Source organism: Olivibacter sp. SA151 (assembly GCF_054130995.1).
Window position 1 is genome coordinate 4,425,956 of the sequence record NZ_CP096391.1, and the last position, 18,577, is coordinate 4,444,532.

The following is an 18,577-nucleotide window of genomic DNA, read 5'->3' on the forward strand; positions in this document are numbered from 1 at the left end:
TGTATGCGCAAGATACACAATAAACGTATCTTTATTAAAGACGTGAACCAAGTGTTTAATCCGACAACATGCTGTCGGCATCTTTATTGTACTTATTTTTATAATCTAAAGGCGATAGTCCCGTTATCTTTCTAAAAACTTCACGGAAAGCTTTTACATCTGAGTAACCTACTTCGTACATCACTTCATTGATGGTCTTACGCGTTGTTTCAAACGCTTTTTTGGCCGATTCGATCTTTACCCGCTGCAAATATTCAATAGGCGTATTACCGGTCGCTTTTATAAATCGTCGGTCAAAATTTCGCCTACCTATAGCAAGTTTTCTCGAAAGATCTTCTACGGAAATTTTCTCATTGAAATTATCTTCTATATATTGCTGCGCTTTTATTATAACTTCATCGCCATGCGACTTTTGTCCGGTGAATATCGTGAAAGCAGATTGCGTTTGACGGTCAATCTCTACTTGAAAGATTTTGGAACAATAAATGGCCGTTTCCCGATCATAATACTTCTCAACCAAATACAAAAGTAGATTCAGAAATGAGTAACCACCCCCATTAGTGTAAATACCGTTTTCATCCGTAATTAATTTTTCGGTTTTTAACTGTACTTCCGGAAATAAGGACCTAAAATTGTCTGCTGAATTCCAATGAATAGAACAACTCCTTTTATCCAGTAATCCCGAGGAGGCTAACATAAACGCACCCGTGCACATACTAGCCACTTCTGCGCCATTTTTATATTGCTCGCGAAACCAGTTTATCAACACCATATTATCTTCCATTGCTTGTTTGAATTCAGGGTTTAAAGAAGGAATTAACACAAGATCGGTCTTCTTTAACGCCGATATATTGATCTGTGGCTTTATAGTCAGCAGTCCATTGATAAATGCAGATTCTTCTGCTACGCCCGCCGTCTCGATTTTAAATAATGGTTTATTCCCTTTTTTCTCCCAATAGCTGTTGGCACCGGTAAAAATTTGGTACGCGCCAACAATGCAAGCGATGGTACTGTTGGCCGTTTGTATATTGGGTACTAATATGGTAAGGTGTTTCATCTGCTTCGGATTTACGACGGTTATATGCAAAGTTAACCAATTCATATGTCTAAATCAACCCGCCATAAAGTCTATTTGACACCCCCGGTTGATGTACTTGGATCGCTAACTTTGACTTAAGACAGTACGAAAAAGAATAAAATCAAAATAAAATGAAAAGTGAAAATAAAAGTTTTAGCACCACGCTGGTGGTCAACGCAAAACCACAGGAAGTTTTTAAGGCGGTTAACAACGTTCGTGGTTGGTGGTCAGAAAATATTAACGGCGATACAGACAAGCTCCATAGTGAATTTTCTTACCATTATCAAGATGTGCACCGGGCGAAAATGAAAATCACTGAAATGGTGCCGAATGAAAAAGTAGTTTGGCATGTGCTTGATAATTATTTCAAGTTCGCGCAAGAAAAAACGGAATGGAAAGATACCTATGTAATTTTTGAGTTATCCGAAAAAGACGGAAAAACAACTTTGAGATTTACACATCAGGGCTTGGTTCCGGCCTATGAGTGCTTCCAAATTTGCCACGACGCATGGACACATTACGTCCAGAACAGCTTAAAGGATTTAATCTTAACCGGGAAAGGGAGTGCGACACCCAGAGATGATGAAACCGAAGATTTGGAGAAAGAGTCGCCGGAAAACAGTGACACAACAAGAAACAAAAGCATTCGTCATCGATTGCTTATTGAAGCACCTGTTGAAAAAGTTTTTGAGGCCCTAACTACCCAAGAAGGTTTAGCGGGGTGGTGGACGCCGGATACCCTGGCAAAACCAACCATTGGAAGTATCTTACGCTTTTCTTTCGGCCCTGACTATTTCAAAGAAATGAAAGTGGAGCAGCTTAAACCCTACAGTAAGATAAAATGGCTTTGTGTTAGCGCTTATGAAGAATGGATAGGCACAAGGCTTACTTTTGAGCTCGAACCGCATAAAAAAGGATGTATACTGTTCTTCCATCACGATGGATGGAAAAACTACACGCCCGAGTTTGCCTCTTGCAGTTATGATTGGGCGCTTTTCTTCAGAAGTCTGAAGCGCCTTTGCGAAACCGGTAAGGGTGCCCCCTATCCGGATTACAATAAATAAGTGGTAAAAATACGTATTCCCTAGTCCCGAGGACGCTCTTGGGATTAGGGAATATATAAAAATGCAATGTTCACTTTTCCTCTTCTACCGCGACTTGCCCGTCAAACTTTTTATCAACGACCAATAATAAAAATGGCTGTATCTTCATGCTTAGTTTAGCACCAATATCTTGTTTATAACGCAGGAGGAGATGACCTTCCTTTTTTTGCAGGGAGACCGCCTTCATCTTCACGGCCAGTTCATCTGCAGGTGAAATAACGGCAATAGCAAATTGCTTTGTAAAATCAATCGGGGTCGGTTTCCCCTGATCCCCCATAACTGTGGCCATTCCAAAAATTTTATCAAACTCTTCACGACTTGATATTTTAGGTGTTGATAAACTGGTTTCATCAAAATCGTTTCGGACAAAATAGTTTTCAGCTAATACATAAGGAACTTCTAGCTCATCACTATTTGTGGTATGGGCATTCACCATGTCTTCGCTATTCATTCGTTTTTGCTGATTACTACAGGACAAAAATGCGATGACGTTCATTGCCATGAATGGGATGATGATTATTGGAAATTTCCTGACAAGGCCTTTTTTCATAGGTTTCTATTCATAAAATGATATCTGCTGATAGAACAGTTCGCTTCATCAAATGGTTTCAGAAATCGACTAATAGCTTAGACGATTCCGCCCAATTTCTACAAAGTGCTTGCTAATGAATGACTAAACTATTCGAATAAGCACATTCAGTGAATGAAATTTGCTAGAAAACATCCTAAAAGTTGATTAAAGACGATGAAGGTTGATTTACAACCCGAGAGAAAATCCGAAAAATTGGCTGGGCTTGGAACGCAATTGAACGATTTTGAACTGCATTGAATTTGTTAGATCCGACTGAATTTTTTTCATTTGTTCAATAAGTTAACCCAGTTATACGTCTATAATCATTTAAATCGCATGAAAACAATTTTAGAAAACAACAAGGAGGTAACCAAGCTTATCGCGCTATTTATGAGTATTTTCGGCTTATCCATAGCCTATGCACAGGATTCGATCACGCTGGATGCTAAAGTAATACAAACCCGGTCCGTGGCGATAAATCGGACGGTTACGTTTGAAAGGAACGATATTTATCTGACAGCAAAAGAGGGTGATGGTTATTTACGGATAAATGGTGTAAACTTTCGGCAAGGGGTCATAGAAGCTGACATAAAAGGAAGTAATACCCCGCAGCGAAGCTTTGTAGGTATCGCCTTCCATGGAAGTAATGATCAAACCTTTGAGGCAGTCTATTTTCGTCCTTTTAATTTCGAGAATCAGGAACGGAAATCGCACAGTGTCCAATACATTGCTCATCCTACCTATACATGGAATAAGCTCCGCAGTGACAATCCCGGAAAATATGAAGCAGCGTTGAATATGAATATCAAACCAGATGACTGGTTCCATGTTCGGATACACGTTAAAGAATCAACGGTTGATGTTTATATTAATGACAGTAACGTGCCAACACTATCTGTGGATAGACTTAGTAAAACTAATACCGGCTGGGTGGGCTTTTGGACCGGAAATTCTTCTGATGGATGGTTCAGGAATATAAAATTGAGGTCAATAAACAACTAGGAAGCCGAAATTCGCAGTACATCGCTAAAATAGCGAATCGACCTAGCCTTGTCAATGTAAACTTAGTTGTTATGCCAGTGTTCTTGCGGATTAAATACAGGATATAAAACTGATCGATGTTTCTTTTGTTAATAAAAAACATGCAAGGGATGCGATGGCGCTACAGAGGCTGGCCAGGCAATGGAACGAGTGATAGAAGGAATCAAAAACATGTTGAAAGGACGAAGAATCAATATTTTTCAGTAAAAATGGAGGGCCCTTTAGGGCTAGGTTAGCTATGCCGCTTGATCAATACCGTAACAAACGAGATTTTAAAAAGACCAGTGAACCGAAGTCAGGTAAGAGTCCGAACCGGAAACAACTCACTTTTGTGGTGCAAAAACACAAAGCTTCGCGATTACATTACGACTTTCGCTTAGAAATGGATGGGGTGCTGAAAAGCTGGGCTGTGCCTAAAGGCCCATCCACTGATCCGCAGAACAAGCGTTTGGCGATGATGGTGGAAGATCATCCCATGGACTATCGGCAGTTTGAGGGGATTATCCCTAAAGGACAATATGGCGGCGGTACGGTAATTGTTTGGGACGAAGGCACCTATGAACCAATAGAAGGACTGAAGAGTAAGAAGGCACAAGAAAAACATTTATTGGAGCAGCTTCATAAAGGGTCACTCAAAATCCGGCTACATGGACATAAACTAAAAGGCGAATATGCGCTGGTAAAAACACAAGGGATGGGTGAAAACGGCTGGCTCCTTATCAAACACAAAGACGAATTTGCCAGTAAATCTGATATCACTAAAAAAGACAAGTCGGTGCTTTCTGACAAAGCATTGGAAGAGATTGAAAAAAGCAGCAATAAGGTATGGCAAAACGGCCGTGAGAAAACCGTTGAAAAGTCTAGAAAGACCACACAAGCAAAAAAAAGCAAAAATGCTGATGAACACTTGGCAGATGATGTAAATGAAGCCGGAGAGCCGCAGAAGATGGATGTACCCAGCTTGCTAAAAAAAGCACCGGAATCCACTATTCCGAAATCAATCAAACCGATGAAGGCTACCCTTATTGACGAACCTTTTGATGATCCGGATTGGCTATACGAAGTAAAATGGGATGGTTATCGTGCCATTGCCAAGGTCAGTAAGACAGATGTTAAACTAATTTCTCGGAATAATATTCCTTTCGATAAATACTATCCGCTTGTCGACCTTTTGAAAGGATGGCGTATCAATGCCGTAATTGATGGAGAAATTGTTGTGCTAGATGAAAAAGGGCTGTCCGACTTTGGGGCCTTACAGAATTGGCGAAGCGAAGCCGATGGCAACTTGGTTTATTACGTTTTTGACATTTTATGGTATGAGGGCAAAAACCTGATGGGATTGCCATTGGTAGAACGGCAGGCAATCCTTCAGGACATATTACCTACTGATGATGACCGTATCCGCCAAAGTAAGGTTTTCGCCGCAAGGGGGATCGACTTTTTTGACGCGGCAGAGCAGGTCGGGCTTGAAGGTATTATAGCAAAAAAAGCTGATAGTAAGTACACCTCTGACCTTCGATCGAAAGAGTGGCTTAAGATCAAAGTGCAACGGCGACAAGAAGTAGTGATCGCTGGGTTTACGCGTAATGAGGGAACGTCCAAAGCGTTCAGTGCCCTCGTCATGGGGGTGTATGACGGAAAGAAACTTCGATATGCGGGTAAAGTGGGCACCGGTTTTTCGGACAGCAAGCAGAAGGAAATGATGAAGCTATTCAAACCGCTGATCACCGACAGAAGTCCCTTCGATGTAGAACCTGACGTGGACAAGCCATCCCGTTTTCGTCCACAACGACTCGGCGCAAAACCTACATGGCTGAAACCGGAACTAGTATGCGAAGTGAACTACGCCGAAGTTACCAGCGAAGGAATTTTCCGGCAGGCATCTTTCAAAGGTATGCGGGAGGACAAAGAAGCCGATGATGTCGTATTGGAGAAAGCGGCTGACACAGAATCCACCGTGGCCGAGGTGGAAGAAGAAGACAAGGGGACTAAACATGCAATCAAGCCCGCTAAAACCGAAAGGCGTACCCTCTTGAACCCACGTGAAGAGACGCAAACACGTAAAGTTAATGGTAAAGAATTGAAATTTACGCATCTCAGCAAGGTCTATTGGCCGGATGACGGCATTACCAAACGAGACATGTTCAACTATTATTACAGAATAGCCGAATTTATCTTACCCTACTTGAAAGATCGTCCGATGTCTCTGAACCGCTTCCCAAATGGCATTAAAGGTCCAAGCTTTTATCAAAAAGATGTGAAGGGAAAAGTGCCGGAATGGGTAAGCAAAACTTACCCATACACCACCAGCGAGGGTGAACATAAAGAATACCTGGTTGGCGACGATGAAGCAACCTTGCTATGGATGGCGTCATTAGGCTGTATTGAGATGAATCCTTGGTTTAGCAGAGTGCAGTCGCCCGATAATCCGGATTATTGCGTGATCGATCTGGATCCTGATAAAAACACCTTCGAGCAGGTCATCGAAGCCGCTCAGGAAGTGAGGAAGGTATTGGACGCTTTAGGCGTACCGAGCTATCCTAAAACATCAGGGTCCACCGGTATTCATATTTACATCCCATTGGGAGCGAAATACTCTTATGAGCAATCGCAGCTTTTTGCAAAGGTCATCGTCAGTCTGGTACACGAGCAACTACCCGATTTCACATCCTTAAAACGAAAAGTAAGTGATCGAAAAGGAAAGATGTATCTAGACTTCTTGCAAAACCGGCCCGGAGCTACTATAGCTGGCCCCTACTCCCTACGACCAAAGCCGGGAGCAACCGTCTCGATGCCACTTGCCTGGGACGAAGTGAAACGTGGTTTAAAAATGAGCGACTTTACTATTCACAATGCTTATGATCGGTTGAAAGAGACTGGTGATCTCTTCAAAGGAGTACTTGGAAAGGGAATAGAACTTAATAAAATCATAAAAAAGGCGCAGAACGATTTGTAATCGTTTATTCCATTCTTTTGTTAGATGGTATCCTCAAGGAAAGTGTCAAATTTGCCTTGCTTCTAATTCAATTAGGTACCTTTGACACACGACCACTTCGTCTTAATTGTTTGGCGCGAACAAATAACAATAGATATTGAGATATGAACACCAATCAAAGTCAAACCGGCTCAAAAATGCGCATTGAAATATGCAACTGAGCTGACGATGGCAGTTAACCTATTCATAACGGACCCTAATTCAGGGCTTATCTCGTCCGATAAACCGACTTTTTCCCAGCAAAAAGTCGATCGCTCTTATTACATTTTTATCGATGCTTGTTTCCGTTTTTAAATTGGCAATGTATCGAATAATTTCATTCTGTAGCGACGGACTTAGTTTATCAAAGACATCTTTGGCATCTTGGTTTTCGCCAAGTGCGGCCACTAACTTTTGGTGGGGTTTAATCGTTCGATCACCGGGGTCGAATTCAAGCGTCAATTCAACGACCTCTCCTATTCTTTTCGGAGAGTTTTTAAGCATCAATGTGTTAACGTACAGACGCCAGTCCCCCTGATACTTCACTAATGTTTGTTTATAAGGATTCCCATTTATCGATCCTCGAATCGGAATTTTTCCCTTTTCCTTTCCTGCTTCTTTAAAAATATCTTGTAAGATTTTTTCAGGCACAAATACAAAAGGATTAATACCAATGATATTTATTTCAGCAACAAATTTATGCATCGTCTTTTCCAGCTTGGCACTTAATTTTCTAACCATCTACTTAAAAATATAGGTTTTCTTTTAAATAGCCAAAAACAACAAAAGCCCTGCTTTGGGTAGCATGGGCCTCTGTATGTTATAATCAACCTAAACCTTATTATATAAACGCATATTTTGCTTTTTTGTTTTGCTAGCTTTATTTTTTTGTTTACAAGAAGAAATCTACCGAGTATCAGCGACAGAATACTTATTGCGTACGTTTAAAAAATGAATGTTATATTCGTAATCATTATTCTTTTTATGGCTGGAATTGAAAATTATATCCTGTTTTTAGCAACCACAATAATCTTTGTTATGACACCCGGGATTGACACCGTGTTTGTGTTAAACAAATCCATTGCGGAGGGAAGAGCGGCGGGTGTGCATTCGATGTTAGGTATTACTTGTGGAATAATAGCACACACTTTGTTTGCCTCGCTTGGCCTTTCCATGATTATTGCACAGTCGGCCATGGCGTTCTCTGTTGTTAAATACGTAGGTGCACTGTATTTAATCTTTCTTGGGCTTTCCTCACTTCGCTCAAAAAAGGAATTGCAATTTGATATAGAAATAACCAAAGGTAAAAGTGGCTTTCAGAACTTTTATGCCGGTTTTATTACCAATATTCTCAACCCAAAAGTAGCATTGTTCTTCCTTTCCTTTTTTCCCCAATTTATTAACAAAGCGTATATGGATGATCCTAGTCCTTTTATAGCCCTTGGCGCAAGTTTCGCGCTATTGGGTAGTATTTGGCTTTCACTTATTGCTTATTGTTCTTCACTGTTCTCTGCCAAATTAAAGAAAAATTTGAAACTGAGTAGCTGGCTCAACAAAATAACGGGCTGTGTGTATCTTTTAATGGGCATTAAAATGGCCTTTACAAAAAGATAACGATCACGTCCATCCGGTATCCAAATAAATAGCAGGTGAGCATGCTCCGTACGGCTAATTTAGCATTAAATTTGATCCTATATTTGTACTCCAAAAAACCTTAAGATGTTCGACCACTTTCCTTTCTACATAGGCTTACTGATTGTGATCTTGCTTCTGATCATGCTTGCAAAAAAATTGCGTATTGCTTATCCAATTGTACTAGTTATTGCCGGCCTGCTTATCAGTTTTATTCCGGGTCTACCTCGTGTCCATATAGAGCCCGAGCTTATCTTTGTGATTTTCCTTCCCCCTTTGCTGTACGAAGCCGCATGGGCAACTTCCTGGAAAGAACTTTGGCGGTGGCGGCGCATTATCGTAAGCTTTGCTTTTGTCGTAGTATTTCTAACAGCCCTCTCGGTAGCCTTGGTAGCCAATCATTTTATACCCGGATTCTCGCTGGCGCTAGGTTTTGTCCTCGGTGGTATTGTTTCGCCACCGGATGCGGTTAGCGCCACTGCAATCCTAAAATTTGTAAAAGTACCACGTAGAATGGTTTCCATTCTGGAGGGCGAAAGTTTAATGAACGACGCCTCTTCGTTGATCATCTTCCGATTTGCTCTCGTTGCGGTTGCTACCGGGCAATTTGTGTGGCATGAAGCGGCGCTCAGTTTTGGATGGATGGTTACTGGCGGCGTAGGAATTGGCTTGGCCATTGGGTGGATTTTTATGAAGGCTCATAAGTTACTACCCACCGATCCACAGATCGATATTGTACTGACCATTGTAACACCCTACGTGATGTATATTGCAGCAGAGGAAGCCCATTGTTCAGGCGTGTTGGCGGTAGTTTGCGGTGGTCTGTTATTAGCCAACAAGCGCCATAATTTTTTAAGTAGCCAGTCGCGACTAAGAGGTTTCAACGTATGGCAAAGCTTGGTGTTTGTGCTAAATGGCCTGGTATTTATGCTAATTGGTTTGGAATTGCCCGAAATCACTGCCGAGCTAGGTGGTATGAGCTTATCATCCGCTATAGGCTATGGCTTACTAATAAGTGCAGTGCTTATTATCGGCCGGATACTTGCAGCCTATGGAGCCGTGCTCGTTACGTTAATCGCCCGAAACTTTATCACTGTAGCCGACAAAAGAAACCCTGGAGCAAGAACGCCTTTTTTACTCGGTTGGTCGGGTATGCGGGGTGTAGTATCACTTGCTGCTGCCTTATCGATTCCGGTGCAGCTTGATAATGGAACAATATTTCCGCAACGCAATCTTATCTTATTTATTACGTTTGTAGTCATTCTCGTAACCTTGCTGGTGCAAGGATTAACCCTTCCCTATTTAATTAAGAAGATAGGCTTTCCTAACTTCGGCGACACCTTACCGGAGGAGGAAGCCGACAAATGGATTAAACGGCAATTGGCAACGCAGGCTCTGCGACATCTACAAACCTCCTATAAAGATCATTTGGAAAGTGATGGGATGTTAAAGCAACTCGTTTACAAATGGGAGCATAAGACCCGTACAGATGCTCCGGAAGAAAATATAAGCGGCCGACATAAAGAGATTTATTTAGCGATTATACAAGAACAACGGACCTGGCTGCTAATACATAGTAATAAAGAACAAAATCTTGACGAGGAGATTGTGCGGAAACATCTCTATTACCTTGACCTAGAGGAGGAACGTTTAGCCTTGCTGAAGGGTTAATCGATCTCCCGGTCGTTAAACATGCATCGTACCACCTCCCGTCCCTAGTTAATTTAAGGAACGGGAGGTAGCTCTACATCACGTTCAAACCTTCTATTATCGTTTCTTATAATATTTTAGGAACCACACTATTTATAAATTCTTCAATATTGGTGTATCCATCGCCGTCCCGATCCAAGCTCGCATCGCCTGCATCTTTTGGATTCAAACCATGTGCAGTTTCCCACTCGTCCGGCATACCGTCTTGATCTGTATCCTGATAAGGAGTTCCCTTGTAGGTAGGGTAACCACCAACCTGTTCCGGATCAGCGATTATGCCCATTTTATAGGAGTCTGCGGGTAGACGGCGATTAACATAAGGGCTGCTTACGTCAGCTTTACTGTTTTTGTTATAAATAATCTTACCCGTTGCGAGCTGTTTAATGATCCGCTCATCTACTGCATCGCGTTTCGGCAAGTTTGCTCCGACGTTCTTTAATACATGGTCATAAGCTTCTTTTGCGGACATCAAGGTAACTTTAGCCATCGGGAATGGTTTGTCGACACGAATCTGTGCGGTGTAAGGCTCCGCATTGGGCTTGTTTCCAATCTGTACACCCCCGGCCCAATTATCCGCTGTTACTGTTGCATTCCCTTCCACGATATTACCCGAAACATAAGCTTTTCCATATTCATTTTCATGCCCCCGATCTCTATTTCCTTCCGGCTTCAGTATACGATGCCCAATAGGTTTATCAATCGGCGTGATTGGCCCCGGTTTGTAATAGTTATTAATAAAATTGAAAAGCGAACGATGATCGCCCCCATCAGCGCTTCGATTCCACCAATTGAAGATAACATTATTAACAAAACCAAAATCACCGTACATACCTATAGAAGGATTCCGACTAATGTTAGACGCCCAAAGGTTTCGCATAAACGTGCTATTGAGTCCGCCAATGGTGCTTCCAAAAGCGTGGTTATAACGGTCTAAGGCTTCTGAAAAGATTGAATTCTGTATAGTTACATTGACTGTTGGCAGTTTTTCCTGTTTCGTGCTATCTCCCCTATTATATACGTGACGATACATTGACATATTCTCATCGAGGCCCCAGCTCGCTGATACATGATCAATAATAATATTCCCGATACCATTTCCTCCCAAGGCATCGTCTCGTCTGTTAACATCGGTACTTCCCCGTCTGAAACGCATGTAGCGAATCACGACATCATGCGTATCAATCCATACCGATTCACCTGCAATACAAATACCGTCGCCAGGGGCAGTTTGCCCGGCAATGGTAATATAGGGCGCTCGGATACTAACGGGGCTTTTCAGATGAATAATACCAGCTACATTAAATACGACAATACGTGCACCCCCTTGTTCACAGGCTTCGCGAAAGGTCCCCGGGCCGCTGTCTGCCAAACTCGTAACCACATATACTTTACCACCACGCCCGCCAAAAGAAAACGCACCACCTCCTTCAGCGCCGGGAAAGGCAGGTATTTTTGCCTGTGGCAGATCTTCGGGTTTACTTGCCCAAGGGATATAGGGCTTCCCATTTTTCGCTTCTTTCTCGATAACCGGAAGTGCTTTAGCCCAAGCTGCCTCCTCATGGGCTTGAAATTTGGCCATCTCCGCATTTGCGGAATCTTCTATTGCTTTCGGTATAACCGGGTATTGCGCCTTTGTGACACCTATTGAGCATGCCAACATACCCAGTGTGATTGCTGTAATTGATGCTTTCATCATAAATTAAAATTGATTCGCAATTAATGTAGAGGTGTTACGCTCTTGTCCCATCTAATATTGGTTAGTTAAACAAATATCTATGCAAATGCATCATTTTTTTTGACCTTTATTATCTTCTTACTATAACATCTTAGCTATCCTTATAAAAATTTGGAAGGCTAATTTATCTATAGAGAAAAACAAGAAGAATTTTTTTTGCATTACACTTTTTTTTAGCTTTGCAGCACCCATGTGTACGATGAAATCAAAACTTACTGTTTGCTTCTTGATATTGGTTGTATTAATGCAGCCTTTCGGCAGATTTTGGTTATTCGTATCTTTTAAATTAAATCAGCAGTATATAGCGACGGAGCTCTGTATTAATCGAGATCGGCCCGAATTACAGTGTAACGGGCAATGTGTTTTGATGAAAAAAATGAAAGAGCTCGAAAAAAGAGAACATGACCAGCAGCAGGAAATGATAAAGCAGCTGGCTGAAATCATCTATTTACAAACGCCCCAACTTGCTCAACTTAATACAATTCCTACTTACAACATTAAGCAATCTTTTCTGATTGCCTATACCCAAGGAAGGCCAACTAATTACCATACTTCTTTATTGAAACCACCCAGGGTGTAATTTAAAATCTTTTTCAGACATAGGCATCAACCGTTTTAGCAAGATTCGGTATGCATTCTTTTTTGATTTTAAATTATGCTTTAACAATGAGATTCATAAGTAGTCTCTTTGTGTTATTGCTTCTTTCTATAGCAGTAACGCAAGGACAAACCATTTCGATCGATACGAACACCACGCGTAAACTCGACGAGGTATTGATCAGTGCACGACAAAAGCGCTATCAGATTGATAGTGTAACCAATGTTACGCGCACACCCAGTTCGTTGCAGCAAACACCGCAATCCATACAAGTGATTAGCCAACAGGTCATTCGCGACAAGCAGGCATTTACGCTAAACGATTTAACGAATACCTTAACAGGCGTAAAGGCCAATAACGGTATGGGATATTACAGCTTAAGAGGCTTTACCTTTTACAATCCATTTGATGCAGGCATCATCACCTTCAACGGCATACGGGGAAATTTATATTTATGGAGTCAACAACCGCTACTTTACAATATAGAACAGGTTGAAGTATTAAGGGGACCTTCTTCGGTTCTTTTCAGTAATAATGCACCGGGGGGCACCATAAATTTTACCACTAAAAAACCATTATCGCTGCCGCAGCTGGAACTAAGTGCATTTTATGGCAGCTGGAATGCTAAACGATTTTCTTTGGATGCTACGGGCCCTTTAACTAAGAATAAAAAACTGCTTTATCGTAGTATTGTCGGGTACGACCAAGGAAATAGTTTTCGCGACTATCAGGATGTTCGCAATTTACTGATAGCGCCTTCCCTCTCTTATGAATTCAATTCTACCGGCAAACTGTTGCTGGAAGTAAACTACGCCTACGAGAAAGCCGTGCAGCAATATGACCGAGGTTCTTATGTTTTCACTCGCCCTGATGGCACCTTTGATTTTGATTATTATCCGAATAACCTAACAGCACAGAGCCCGAGTGACTATGGAAAAACGCATAACACATCCGTCAATCTGCGTTACGATCAACAATTGGGCAATCAGCTCCGACTTACCTTGGTGCAACGTTATGTGCGAAGTCGTTTCGATTATACCGACCATATTGTAACCGGTTTGATTCAGCATGATTCGATCAGTAGATCGTATCAAGACTGGCTATACGACCAATTTAACTGGCAAACCACGGCCTTCCTCGACTATGTTTTAAAAACAGGGCCATTAACCCATAATATCTTAACCGGTATCGATTATAACAATTATGGATGGCATAAAAATGACTACCGAAATTCACCGGCGCAACGCATTAGCATTTTTAATCCCGATTATAGCCTCGACCCTCCAGCCCCCAACCCGGAAGTCGATTATTACGACGACAATAAAGAGCGTATTCATTTAATTGGCACTTATGTGCAGGATCAGATAAAATATAAAGATTTAATTTTGTTGCTATCCTTGCGCTATGATGATTACAGCTTGAGACGCGTCCCTTTATCAGCGCGTGATAATGAGCAAGGAAACGAATCGGATGCTTCGGCCTGGATTCCGCGAGTAGGATTAGTCTATTCGCCTATTGATGCGCTTTCCTTTTACGGCAGCTACACCACATCCTTCAATCCACAAACTTCCAATTCAGTACGAAACGGAGGGCCATTCCCGCCAAGAACAGCCAAGCAGGTTGAAATAGGCAGCAAATCGTCTTGGTTCGAGAATCAATTTTCATTGACATTGGCGGCTTATCAGATCGATTACGCCAATATTCTGGCAGCCGCGCCAACAGATGAAAACCCAAATAGACAAATCGCCATCGATGGAACACGTAGCAAAGGTTTTGAGGCCACTACCCAAGGGAACATTCATCATTTCAATCTGATACTTGGATATGCGTACAACGATCATGTATTATTATCCGATAATACCTTAGGAGCTAAAGGTAGTCACTTTGCAAATGCTCCCAAGCATATGGCCAATGCCTGGATCAAATACAATTTATCAACTGGTTTTGCAAAGGGGCTTGGTATCGGTATCGGTGGCAGGTACACCAGCAACCAGGTAGGTTTTGTAAGTGCACAAAATTTTTTGATACCAGCTTCCACTGTACTTGACGCTATGCTTAATTATGAACGTAACCGCTATAACATTCAATTCAATGTATACAATATTACGAATGAACGCTATTTTTTAGGCGGCAATTCGCGTACGGTTACAGCCTCATTGGGTAATCCTTTTAATTTTAGAATAGGTATTAATTACCTGATTCGATAGTGATGTCAATAAAGAACAGATTACTACGCTGGGTATTTAGAATACACGGCGTAACAGGGCTGATAACAGGTATTTTTCTAATCTTATTGGGATTGAGCGGATCAGCATTGGTTTTTATGGAAGAGTTGGACCACTATACCAATAAGCACCTTTTTCAAGTAAAAGAAACCGCGGCCAAAATGTCGCTTGATACGATCTATCATCGCATTACCGCTCAATATCCTCGGCTTAGCGGCATCGCCTGGTTAAATCCGCAAGCAGCTCCCACCGAAGCTTACAATTATCGTTTATACCTAAATGATGGTAAAATCCATACCTACGATCTAGCCGTATTGACCATTGATCCCTACACGGGTCGTATTATACGCGAAGGGCGTTATGATCAATGGCAATCCGGCTTTATGCAGTGGTTATTTCAATTTCATTTCTCCTTTCATTTTGGCATGCCGGGTACCTTATTAACCGCTGTACTCGGAATAACTATGCTTATATCTATTCTTACGGGCGTGCTGATTTATCGAAAACAGGTATGGAAAGTTTTGTGCTTTAAAAAACCGATTCGATGGCACAATAGAAGGATGCTAAGTTCCGATCTGCATCGTATCGTCGGTATTTGGTCTTTGTTGTTTAATGCGGTTATCTTTTTCACTGGCTTTTGGCTGAATCTTTTTGCCTTTGACTCGAGTGCATGGCACAGTAAAATGCAAGTAAATCCGCCCAATCGAGCAGATGTCCTCTCAATTGACAGCCTTTATAAGAAAGCTTCCCATGCATTGCCGCAGCTTAAAGTCCATTCCGTATATATGCCCACTCAACCCGGTCGCGGCTTCGCCATTCGCGGTAGCTTACCGGGTGATAATCCATTTTTTGGACAGGCAAGTAGCGTTACGTTAGACGTCAAAAGCGGAACGGTCGAAGCTATAAAAGAATCCGATAAACTTGATTTCTCCGAAAAACTGCGCACACTGGTTCTACCCCTTCATGCCGGTAGTTTTGGTGGTCTGCCTGTTCGGATATTATATGTATTCATTGGTTTAACGCCTGGTTTATTAAGCATCACCGGTTTTTTATTATATCTAAAAAGAACGAATAAACAACGTCATCTCCGAAAGCCAACGGTTCATACTTTTAACCGAACGTATTAGCTTTAGCCTTTAAATATAGCCCTGTGTATGGGATCCCTACTATACAAGCGATTAATTCGGTTTGGCCCTTTCATACTGAATCGGCCATTCAATCGAATCCCGCAACTCATCAGCAGCCTGTAGCGGAAAATAAGGATTGCGCAAAAGTTCACGCGCCATGGCAATTAAGTCGGCATCGCCATTAACAAGAATGGTTTCGGCTTGCGTAGCATTGGTTATCAGCCCAACGGTTGCTGTGAGAATACCCGCTTCTTTCTTTATTTTTGAAGAAAAAGGCAATTGGTAAGCAGGACCTACAGGGATTTTTTGATAAGGAACAAGTCCACCACTAGATACATCCAGTAGATCGACACCTCTGGTTTTGAGAATGGACGCTAACTGGATTGATTGATCCAAATCCCATCCACCTTCCGCCCAATCACTAGCTGAAATTCTTACAAATAAAGGCAATTCTTTCGGTGCCACGCTTCGCACCGCATCAATAACTTCCAGTAACAACCGGATGCGATTCTCGAAACTGCCTCCATATTCATCTTGCCTGTGATTACTCAAAGGCGATAGAAATTGGTGCAACAAGTACCCATGTGCCGCATGTATTTCGATAAGCTCGAATCCGGCACGCAATGCACGCTCGGCCGCTGACTTAAAATTACTTACGATGGCACGAATCCCCTCTATATTCAATTCGACAGGTACGGCATAATTATCGGAGAAAGCAATTGAAGAAGGGGCCACCGGCACCCAGCCACCATCTTCAATACTAACTTTCCCTCTACCCTTCCAAGGCGCAGCCGTGCTGGCCTTACGCCCCGCATGGGATAACTGAATCCCAGGCACGGATTGTTGATTTTTAATAAATTGGGTAATCTGCAATAGCTTCTCAATATGGGCATCATTCCAAATACCTAAATCGTCAGGTGAGATTCTGCCGTCGGGCGATACAGCGGTAGCTTCAGCGATGATTAGCGAAGCACCCCCAATAGCCCTACTTCCCAAATGCACTAAATGCCAATCATTGGCAAATCCGTCTACGGCGGAATATTGACACATCGGAGAAACTATTATTCTATTTTTTAAGGTAATTCCATTCAACGGGAGTGGACTGAAAAGCTTCGACATAGTAAAGAAATAAATTAAAACACAAGTTTAAGGAAAGAATCTAAAATGCCCATCATCGTTGTCATTGCGAGGAAGAATGACGAAGCAATCTGCGTTTTTTTAGGTGATCATCACCTTTTAGAAACCTTCTTTACATCAAATGTAGGGAAATTGTGTTAGATAGGTGTCAGAGAAAATTAAAAGTGAACTCCATTCACAAACCATTTAAGTGCTTTCTTGTTAGGAATTAAGGTGCTTGCGGACCTTCGAACACCTAGAAACCAATATATATGAAGATTAGACAATATGATGCCATTGTTATTGGCTCCGGACAGGCGGGCGTTCCCTTAGCGAAAAAACTTGCGAACCATGGAAAAAAAGTAGCCATCATTGAGAAGCGATGGATTGGCGGAACTTGCGTGAACGACGGTTGCACGCCTACTAAAACATGGATAGCTTCTGCAAAAGCAGCGTATGATGCCCACAAAAGTACTGAGCTCGGCGTTTTTGTAGAAGACGCTAAAATTGACATGACCATTATAAAAAAGCGTAAGGACAAAATCGTCGAAAATGCACGGAGCGGAAATCAAAAAGCATTGGAGAGTACTAAAAACTTAGATGTCATCTTTGGTGAAGCCGCTTTTACGGATTTCAAAACGATCGGTGTGACTTCCGATACCGGGTCTCAACAGATAATGAAGGCAGATTTATTTTTCTTGAACACAGGTGCTGTCCCATTTATCCCGGAAATTGAGGGCCTCAACGCCATTAATTTCCTTACCTCTACCAGCATACTCGAATTGGATCAAGTGCCTGAGCATTTGCTAATTATAGGCGGCAATTATATTGGCCTGGAGTACAGCCAAATGTTCCGTCGCTTTGGCAGCAGAGTCACGATTGTGGAAAAATCGCCAAGAATTATGGCTCGCGAGGATCCGGATGTATCCGAAGAAATGCGCAAATTACTGAAACTGGAAGGAATCGACATCCTGCTCAATGCGGAAACCACCTTTTTCGACAAGCAGGGACCTGAAAAAGTTGTAGCGACCATCCATACCAACGGAAAAAAGCAAAAAATTAGTTGTAGTCACGTGTTGGTCGCTACAGGCCGTGTTCCACAGACTGGACCGCTTAAACTAAACAACACCGGTGTAAAACTCGACAATAAAGGATACATAAAGGTAAACAGCAAACTCGAAACCAATGTAAAAGGCATTTATGCCTTAGGTGATGTGAAGGGCGGACCTGCATTTACCCATATTTCATATAATGATTATACAATTGTTTATCGTAATCTTTTGGAAAACACGAATTATACAACACGTAACCGATCGATACCCTATTGTGTATTTACCGACCCGCAGCTCGGACGCATCGGCCTGAGTGAGACAGAAGCGAAAAAACAGGGCTTAACTATAAAGGTAGCGAAGCTGCCGATGACCGCTGTGGCCCGCGCAGTTGAAACAGGCGATACCCGTGGTTTTATGAAAGCCATTGTAGATGCCAAAAGTAAACGAATACTAGGGGCTTCTATTCTTGCAGCGCAAGGCGGCGAAATCATGACCATCTTACAAATGGCTATGGAAGGTAAAATCACTTACGACCGCATTCGCTATGGCGTGTTTGCACATCCGCTTTATGCCGAATCATTAAATAATCTTTTTATGACATTGGAAGATTAAAAT

General features: G+C 42.1%; 14 protein-coding genes. 9 read left to right on the top strand and 5 right to left on the bottom strand.

The features are described 5' to 3' along the window. Nucleotides 1-55: 55 nt before the first annotated feature. Nucleotides 56-1,102, bottom strand: coding sequence for a GlxA family transcriptional regulator (locus M1D52_RS18175; RefSeq protein ID WP_404273972.1), 1,047 nt, complete (start codon nt 1,100-1,102; stop codon nt 56-58). A 107-nt stretch (nt 1,103-1,209) separates the two neighbouring features. Here M1D52_RS18175 and M1D52_RS18180 point away from each other — a divergent pair, with 107 nt between their 5' ends. Further along, nucleotides 1,210-2,142: an SRPBCC family protein gene (locus M1D52_RS18180; protein WP_437393350.1), complete on the top strand. Its 933-nt coding sequence runs from the start codon at nt 1,210-1,212 to the stop codon at nt 2,140-2,142. A 70-nt stretch (nt 2,143-2,212) separates the two neighbouring features. On the opposite strand, the gene M1D52_RS18185 is transcribed toward M1D52_RS18180, so the two are convergent. After that, entirely contained in the window at nt 2,213-2,731 is a 519-nt protein-coding gene (locus M1D52_RS18185) for a hypothetical protein (protein WP_377612155.1), read from the bottom strand. 357 nt (nt 2,732-3,088) lie between these two features. On the opposite strand from M1D52_RS18185, the gene M1D52_RS18190 reads away from it, so the two are divergent. Further along, entirely contained in the window at nt 3,089-3,754 is a 666-nt protein-coding gene (locus M1D52_RS18190; RefSeq protein WP_437393349.1) for a family 16 glycoside hydrolase, read from the top strand. 277 nt (nt 3,755-4,031) lie between these two features. Further along, nucleotides 4,032-6,749 (top strand): DNA ligase D, encoded by a 2,718-nt coding sequence (gene ligD / locus M1D52_RS18195; protein WP_437393347.1) that lies wholly within the window; start codon nt 4,032-4,034, stop codon nt 6,747-6,749. A gap of 240 nt (nt 6,750-6,989) precedes the next feature. On the opposite strand, the gene M1D52_RS18200 is transcribed toward ligD, so the two are convergent. Beyond that, on the bottom strand, nt 6,990-7,508 hold the full coding sequence (locus M1D52_RS18200; RefSeq protein ID WP_437393346.1) for a YdeI/OmpD-associated family protein: 519 nt from the start codon (nt 7,506-7,508) through the stop codon (nt 6,990-6,992). 210 nt (nt 7,509-7,718) lie between these two features. On the opposite strand from M1D52_RS18200, the gene M1D52_RS18205 reads away from it, so the two are divergent. Further along, entirely contained in the window at nt 7,719-8,381 is a 663-nt protein-coding gene (locus M1D52_RS18205; RefSeq protein WP_437393345.1) for a LysE family translocator, read from the top strand. A 105-nt stretch (nt 8,382-8,486) separates the two neighbouring features. Then, nucleotides 8,487-10,070, top strand: a complete 1,584-nt coding sequence (locus M1D52_RS18210; protein ID WP_013665847.1) for a Na+/H+ antiporter — start codon at nt 8,487-8,489, stop codon at nt 10,068-10,070. Nucleotides 10,071-10,176: 106 nt separating this feature from the next. Here M1D52_RS18210 and M1D52_RS18215 read toward each other — a convergent pair whose 3' ends face one another. After that, nucleotides 10,177-11,802 carry a pectate lyase family protein gene (locus M1D52_RS18215; protein WP_437393447.1) on the bottom strand — a complete coding sequence of 542 codons (1,626 nt, stop codon included), beginning with the start codon at nt 11,800-11,802 and terminating at the stop codon, nt 10,177-10,179. A 418-nt stretch (nt 11,803-12,220) separates the two neighbouring features. Here M1D52_RS18215 and M1D52_RS18220 point away from each other — a divergent pair, with 418 nt between their 5' ends. From M1D52_RS18220 to M1D52_RS18230, 3 genes are all read left to right on the top strand, one after another. After that, nucleotides 12,221-12,424, top strand: coding sequence for a hypothetical protein (locus M1D52_RS18220; protein ID WP_437393344.1), 204 nt, complete (start codon nt 12,221-12,223; stop codon nt 12,422-12,424). 86 nt (nt 12,425-12,510) lie between these two features. Next, on the top strand, nt 12,511-14,649 hold the full coding sequence (locus M1D52_RS18225) for a TonB-dependent siderophore receptor (protein WP_437393342.1): 2,139 nt from the start codon (nt 12,511-12,513) through the stop codon (nt 14,647-14,649). A 2-nt stretch (nt 14,650-14,651) separates the two neighbouring features. Next, nucleotides 14,652-15,794 (top strand): PepSY-associated TM helix domain-containing protein, encoded by a 1,143-nt coding sequence (locus M1D52_RS18230; RefSeq protein WP_437393341.1) that lies wholly within the window; start codon nt 14,652-14,654, stop codon nt 15,792-15,794. 51 nt (nt 15,795-15,845) lie between these two features. Here the strand turns inward: M1D52_RS18230 and M1D52_RS18235 are convergent, their stop codons facing one another. After that, nucleotides 15,846-16,913, bottom strand: a complete 1,068-nt coding sequence (locus M1D52_RS18235) for an NADH:flavin oxidoreductase/NADH oxidase (protein ID WP_377612171.1) — start codon at nt 16,911-16,913, stop codon at nt 15,846-15,848. Between the two features lie 269 nt (nt 16,914-17,182). Here M1D52_RS18235 and M1D52_RS18240 point away from each other — a divergent pair, with 269 nt between their 5' ends. Next, complete coding sequence (locus M1D52_RS18240; protein ID WP_437393340.1) at nt 17,183-18,574, top strand: mercuric reductase; 1,392 nt, start codon at nt 17,183-17,185, stop codon at nt 18,572-18,574. The last annotated feature ends 3 nt before the right edge of the window (nt 18,575-18,577 follow it).